The organism is Dyella sp. ASV21 (assembly GCF_016428975.1).
Taxonomy (GTDB): Bacteria; Pseudomonadota; Gammaproteobacteria; order Xanthomonadales; family Rhodanobacteraceae; genus Dyella.
The window spans coordinates 1-6,310 of record NZ_JAELTT010000118.1 but is presented as its reverse complement, the minus strand read 5'-3'; the positions used below and the strand labels follow the sequence as shown (position 1 = coordinate 6,310).

General features: G+C 67.1%; 4 protein-coding genes and 2 pseudogenes. 5 read left to right on the top strand and 1 reads right to left on the bottom strand.

Going from position 1 to position 6,310, the window contains the following annotated elements; genetic code table 11:
- The 4 genes and pseudogenes from JHD67_RS20650 to JHD67_RS20635 all read left to right on the top strand — a co-directional run.
- Positions 1-130: pseudogene (locus tag JHD67_RS20650) on the top strand (ribulose-phosphate 3-epimerase); the annotation flags it as partial.
- Positions 131-984: 854 nt separating this feature from the next.
- Positions 985-1,674 (top strand): proteobacterial dedicated sortase system response regulator, encoded by a 690-nt coding sequence (gene pdsR, locus JHD67_RS20645; protein WP_199101043.1) that lies wholly within the window; start codon positions 985-987, stop codon positions 1,672-1,674.
- Positions 1,674-2,264 carry a hypothetical protein gene (locus tag JHD67_RS20640; protein WP_199101042.1) on the top strand — a complete coding sequence of 197 codons (591 nt, stop codon included), beginning with the start codon at positions 1,674-1,676 and terminating at the stop codon, positions 2,262-2,264. Before pdsR ends, JHD67_RS20640 begins: the two co-directional genes overlap by 1 nt.
- Before the next feature lie 25 nt (positions 2,265-2,289).
- Complete coding sequence (locus JHD67_RS20635) at positions 2,290-4,302, top strand: ATP-binding protein (RefSeq protein ID WP_199101041.1); 2,013 nt, start codon at positions 2,290-2,292, stop codon at positions 4,300-4,302.
- A 25-nt stretch (positions 4,303-4,327) separates the two neighbouring features.
- Here the strand turns inward: JHD67_RS20635 and JHD67_RS20630 are convergent, their stop codons facing one another.
- The gene (locus tag JHD67_RS20630) at positions 4,328-5,551 is read right to left on the bottom strand and encodes a hypothetical protein (protein WP_199101040.1); all 1,224 of its coding nucleotides are present in this window, start codon (positions 5,549-5,551) and stop codon (positions 4,328-4,330) included.
- A gap of 174 nt (positions 5,552-5,725) precedes the next feature.
- On the opposite strand from JHD67_RS20630, the pseudogene JHD67_RS20625 reads away from it, so the two are divergent.
- Positions 5,726-6,310 (top strand): annotated as a pseudogene (locus tag JHD67_RS20625) (anthranilate synthase component I); the annotation flags it as partial.

Genomic DNA, 6,310 nt, shown 5'->3' with positions numbered 1-6,310 from the left:
GGCCAATATCGGTGAGATCGCCGCTGCGGGTGCCGATACCTTCGTGGCCGGTTCGGCCATCTTCAATGCGCCCGACTACAAGAGCGTGATCGACGCCATGCGCCAGAACCTGGCGGCGGTCGGCGGTTAAAAGGCCGCTGCCTCAAAAGAAAATCCCGGCGCTGCTGGCGCCGGGACAAGTTTCGTCGGAACGACGTTTGAGGAGACCACATGATGAACGTGGATCCACGGCAAGAATCCGCGTCACCGCAATAACTGACCAGAGCCAGCGCAAATGGTTCCCGGGTGTTGGTGCGATTCCCATAAAAAAATCCCCGCCAGAGGCGGGGAGGAACGTGCCAGGTTGGGACAAGTAGCGGGAACCGCCGCAGATAGAGGCCAGACGCCCCCGGCGGCCGACACGCCTCCCTGCGCGCCAGCCGCCTGCATGCTTTCCACGGCAGAAAGAAGTCAGGTGGTCGTTCGTTTCGTTATCGCCCTTGATGAGACGCAGGCTCAGTGCAGGCTCATCACCAGGCCAAGCACCAGCGCGCCAAGCGCCAGCACCACGCGCAGCGGCTCGAAGCCGCGCAATTCGGCATTGGGATCGACGGGTGGCTGACCGTTGGGGCGCATGACACGAACTCCTGTGAGGACGGCTCCATTGCGCCAAAGCCGGCGGTCCGGCACGCGGCCCGAAAATGGCAGAACGCGGGCAAATTCGGCCCACGGCGGGGCAGTGGGGGCGTCCGGCGCCTCGCAAATTCGTGCGTCGCAGGCTGGCCACCTCCGTTCGGTTGGCGAAATCGCCGGTATCGGCGGAGCAAGCGCGGCGCGGCGTGCCCGCCCCGTGCTGCTCGTCACCGCGTCGGCGCCATGGGCGTTGGGCGACGCTATGGCAGCGCAGCGGCGGCGAATGGCGAAACGCGGGCAGTACGCGCTCATGGCTTGCGCAGCGCGGGCGCACACTGCACGCTGCGCGCCATTGCCTTACCGGAGCGAGCCATGGGCCGCAGCATTGCCATTGTCGAAGACGAGCCGCTGATCCGCGCCAACTATGTCGAAGCACTGACCCGCTTTGGCTACGAAACGCGCGGTTATGGCTCGCGCCAGGAGGCGTCGAGCGCATTCGCCATGCGCCTGCCCGAGCTGGTCATCATCGACATCGGCCTGGGCGACGAACCGGAAGGCGGTTTTGACCTTTGCCGCGAGCTGCGCGCCAAATCGGCCACCTTGCCGATCATCTTCCTCACCGCGCGCGATTCGGACTTCGACGTGATTTCCGGGCTTCGCCTGGGCGCGGACGACTACCTCAGCAAGGACACCAGCCTGCACCAGCTGGCGGCGCGTATCGCCGCGCTGTTCCGTCGCATCGAATCGCTCAAGGTGCCGGCCAGCAGCGAAACGGTGATCGAGCACGGCCCGCTCAAGCTGGAATCCGAGCGCATGCGTATCACCTGGAATGGCGAGGAAATTCCGCTCACCGTGACCGAGTTCTGGATGGTGCACACGCTGGTGCGCTTCCCCGGCCACGTGAAGAATCGCGACCAGTTGATGCGCGAAGCCGAGCTGGTGGTGGACGACGCCACCATCACCTCGCACATCAAGCGCATTCGCAAGAAGTTCATCGCGGTGGCGCCGGAGTTCGATGCCATCGAAACGGTGCATGGCGTGGGCTATCGATGGAAGCCGTGATGAAGCGCATGTGGTGCGGGCTGGCCCTGTGGCTGGCCATGACGGCGGTACACGCGGCAGGGACGGCGGCGACGCAGGTGCAGGTGCAAGGCCCGGCCGACAAGGACATTCCGGCCTGGACCCTGCAGACCCTTCTCCCCGATGGCTGGACGCAGGATTGCTGCCTGTACGCCAAAGCCATCGGCGTGAACCTGGTGCTCTACAAAGGCGAGTGGACGGGCGACCCCGAGCGCGTGATGGTGCTCAACATTTGGACGTCCAAACTGTCTTCGCTGGAGGCGGAGCTTCAGGATGATCGCCATCGCTATCTCAATCGCGACCCGGGTGGCAAGGTCGATGCCTTCGCGTTGGACAACCACGGGCTGCCGTGTCGTGGCGTGCTCTATCAGGGCACCGATCACAAGGACGATGTGGTGGTGTTCTGCGATCCCGGCCTCGCCAGCGGCATCCGCTTGAGCTGGTCCATGACGCTGGCTCACGACGATCCCGAGCGAGGGGCGTTGCTGGCGCTGTTCCGTGGCGTGGCCGAGCAGACGACTTACGCGGTCACCCGCAGCGCGCGCGACATCGGCGTCAAAACCAGGCGCTGAGTGGCGTTTTCGGTATCGTTCACGCATGACTCTTCGCCGCAAGCTGCTGCTCGTCGCCCTGTGCACACTGGCCCTGCCGGTGGCGGGCTGGTTGTATGTGCGACAGATGGAAACCCTGCTGCGCGAAGGGCAGGCTCAGGCGCTCACCGCGTCGGCGCGCGCCATGGCGCGCAGCCTGGTGGTCACCGACGCGCCGCTGCCACCGGCAGGCGACGCGTGGTACGTGCAGCAGGCCGCCAACCCCATCACCATCGATGGCTATGGCGACGATTGGGCGCCGCTTACGCCGTGGAGCCAGCCGCTGGATAAACGCGGCAAGCTGCTGCTGGCGCAGGATGCCGACTGGCTCTATCTCTACGCCGAGGTGCGCAGCGCGCAACGCACGCGCGCCGATGCCGATGACCCCAACGCTTTGTCCGCTGACCATCTCGTACTCAGCCTGGGCAAGGGCGAGCAGTCGCGGCGATATTTGCTGGCCAGCGCCGCGCCCGGCCTGTTGACCGCGCGGCCCTTGGACCCGCCGGTGGACGGCCTGCCCAGCCGCATCACGGCCCAGTGGCAGGAGGACGGCAGTGGCTACCACGTCGAACTGCGCCTGCCGCGTAATCTGGGCCTGGATACCTTGGGTGTAGCGATCTACGACCCGGCCAGCGGCGGCGATCCGCAGGCGGTGCAGGCGCGGCCATTGGTGACCTATTCGCCGGCGCTCTCCAAGGAGCTTTCGCAGCTGGCGCTGGATGGGGTGGAGGCGCGCGTGCTGGCGCCGCAGGGCTGGCTGCTGGCGCAGACCGGTCACCTCGCTGCGCCGGCCACGGCGCCGGGCGATCAGCCGGGCTGGTTCGCCGCGCTGGTCTATCGCTCGCTGTTGGCCGATCAGGTGGGCGATGCCGAGCCCTGGATGCAGGACGTGCCTCGCTTGGACGTGACCGAAGTGCGCGAGGCCGCCGACGGCAAGCCGGCCACCTTGTGGCGACAGGGCGAGGCCCGTGGCAGCGTGGTGCTGGCGGCGGCCGTGCCCATCGAACGAAACGACCAAGTACGTGGCGTGTTGCTGCTGGAGCAGGCCAGTCGCGCCGTGCCGCTATTGGCGAACCGCGCCTTGCTGGGGTTGCTGCTGACCAGCTTCACCGTGCTATTGGTGGCGGGGGCGATCCTGCTGATTTTCGCGACGCGCCTGAGCTTGCGCCTGGCGCGGCTGCGTGATGCGGCCGAGCGTGCACAGTTGAACGATGGACGTCTGGATGGCCCGTTCCCGATGACCGGCGCCGACGACGAGATCGGCGACCTGGCGCGCAGCTTCGAGCGCCTGTTCGAGGTGGTGGGTGGTTATACCGACTACCTGCGCACGCTCGCCTCCAAGCTGTCGCATGAACTGAACACGCCGCTGGCGATCGTGAAGTCCTCGCTGGACAATCTTGAGCATGCCTTGCAAGAGCAGGATGCCTTGCCGCCGGACGCGCAGCCCTATCTGGCGCGTGCTCGCGACGGAGTGGCACGCCTGGGCATGCTGGTGCGCGCCATGAGCGAGGCCAGCCGCATGGAGCGCGCCATCGCCGCCGCCGAGCCGGAGGATGTCGATCTGGTGGAGGTGGTGCGCGGTTGCGGCGAGGCGTATCGCCCGCTGGCTGGCACGCGGCGCCTGGAAACGGTGTTGCCCTCCGCGCCGGTGCATCTGCATTGCGCACCGGAGTTGATTGCTCAGGCGCTGGACAAGCTGTTCGACAACGCCTTGTCGTTTACGCCGGAAGGCGGTTGGTTGCGCCTGAGCCTGCGTCCTGTGCAGGACGGTGCCGAGATCGAGTTGGCCAATCAGGGCCAGCCCTTGCCGGCGGCCATGCAGGGTCGTCTGTTCGATTCCTTGGTCAGCCTGCGCGACAAGACCACGCCTGGCGACGCGCCGCATTTGGGCCTGGGCCTCTACGTAGTGCGCCTGGTCGCCGAGCGCCACGGCGGCGCGGCGGTGGCGCGCAATCTGGAGGATGGCAGCGGTGTCGCCTTCACCCTGCATCTTCAGGGCATGCCGCGCCAGCGACTCTGACGCGGCAGCCCGACGTTGATGGGTGCTATTTGATCTCGCCCAAGGTCCAGCCACCACCGCCCGGCATCACGGCGATCTGCCGGACGGTTGCGGTCGCGCAACTGCCGGGTTCGGTGCCGCACTGGGCCAACGTAATGCGCAGGTGCTGGTCGTCGATGAGATCGAACTGATCCAGGCGGGTGTGTGCCAGCGTGGCGGCGGTGTCCAGCGCGGTGCCGATCAGCACGCCATGCCGGAACACATACAACTGCAGCGCGCTGGGCTGGCACTGCGGGTCCACCGCGACAGCGGCTTCGGCTACATACGTATCGCCCTTGCGTTGCGCCCGGCCGGTGAGCAGACGCTGGCCGGTAAGCAGGAAGCGATCTTCCTCGCTTTTGGGTTCGGGCGCCTTGGCGGCACATTGCGCCAGCGTCGAGGCGTTCGCGGCAACAGCCGTGGTGTCGTTGAGCGGCTTTAGCGGGCGCGGCACATACGGCTGGGCCACCGGTTGCGGCGCGGGGCGCTGTAGCCACAAGCACAAGGCGACGGCGCTCAGCAGCAGGGCGGCCACCGCCCAGGGACGGCCGCGCAGCAACGGGCGGCGATAGAGATAGATCAGCGCGCCGATCGCCAACAGCAGGGCGATGGGCGCAAGTGCGTGGACCAGTATCGCCAGCAAGCCGATCAGGCCGGCGACCACCGCCACGGTGGACAGGGGGGGCTTGCTCGCCGGGGTAACCGGTGCCCCGCTGAGTGGCACACGGGGAGGGGCGCTGGGCGGCAGCGGCGGTGGTTCGCCATGCAGGGCCTGCGTCGCGTCCAATGGTGCGTCGACCGCTGCGGGTTCGGCGGGGCTCTCCGTTGCCGGTAGCTCGAAGGCGATGGCCTCGGCGGCCGCCACTTCGGGCGTCCAGGCGAACCAGGTCTGGCCGCCATCGTGGCACCACTGGTCGCCCGGTTGGGCGTAGCAGGCCAGCGCATCGGCGGGCAGTGGGCCGCGAATATGGCCGTCGCGTCGCAGCCACGCCAGCTGGCCGGTATCGGGCAGCACATCGGCTTCCACGCCGATGGCGCGAAGCTGCGCGGCCTGGACATCGGCAGTGGCGGCATCCAGCCCGCGGCGGATGATTAACGGTGCGCGCTCCAATACCCGCTCGCGGAAGCCGCTCAGCTCCATGCCGAAGGCCGCTGCCATGCGCGCGTGCACGGTGGCCGCATCCTGCTCATCAAGCAGGCGGCCGGAAAGGACGAGACAACGGTGGTCCATACCCTTGGATTCCCCTGGGATACCGCGTGAAAACACTGACCCGGCAAGGTTAGGCGCGCCGCGACAGCGGGACAAGCGGTAAAAGTCCGCGCGCGGCGGGTCGCTGGGGGTTCGGTTCGATGGGCGGCTACCTCTACAATGGCCGTTCAAGCTTGGCCATCCGGATTCCCCTACGTGATTTCCCGAGACGATTTCGACGCGCTGGCCGCCCAGGGTCACACCCGTATTCCGCTGGTGCGCGAAGTGTTTTCCGACCTCGATACGCCGCTGTCGGTGTACCTGAAGCTCGCCGACGGCCCGTATACCTTCCTGTTCGAGTCGGTCGAAGGCGGGGCCACCTGGGGGCGCTATTCCATCATTGGTTTGCCGGCCAAGCGCGTGTATCGCCTGCGCGGGCACGAACTGGAAGTGGAGGATGCCGGCGAAGTGACCGAGCGCCGCCATTTGGACGACCCGCTGGGCGAGATCGAAAAGCTGCGGCAGCAATACGACGTGCCGCGCTTGCCGCAGCTGCCGGCCTTCAGTGGCGGCCTGGTCGGCTACTTCGGCTTCGAGACCATCGGTTACATCGAGCCACGCCTGGCCCGGTGGGATCGCACGGACGAACTGGGCACGCCGGATGTGCTGCTCATGCTCGCCGAAGAAGTGGCGGTGTTCGACAACCTCAAGGGCCGCCTCTACCTGATCGTGCACGCCGATCCGGCCAGGCCGCATGCCTATGCCGAGGCGCAGCGCCGGCTGGATGCGCTGGTCTACCGC

Bases quoted from the DNA above. Each gene is read 5' to 3' on its own strand.
- JHD67_RS20630 (WP_199101040.1), bottom strand. From the start codon at position 5,551: ATGGACCACCGTTGTCTCGTCCTTTCCGGCCGCCTGCTTGATGAGCAG.
- pdsR (WP_199101043.1), top strand. From the start codon at position 985: ATGGGCCGCAGCATTGCCATTGTCGAAGACGAGCCGCTGATCCGCGCC.
- JHD67_RS20635 (WP_199101041.1), top strand. From the start codon at position 2,290: ATGACTCTTCGCCGCAAGCTGCTGCTCGTCGCCCTGTGCACACTGGCC.
- JHD67_RS20640 (WP_199101042.1), top strand. From the start codon at position 1,674: ATGAAGCGCATGTGGTGCGGGCTGGCCCTGTGGCTGGCCATGACGGCG.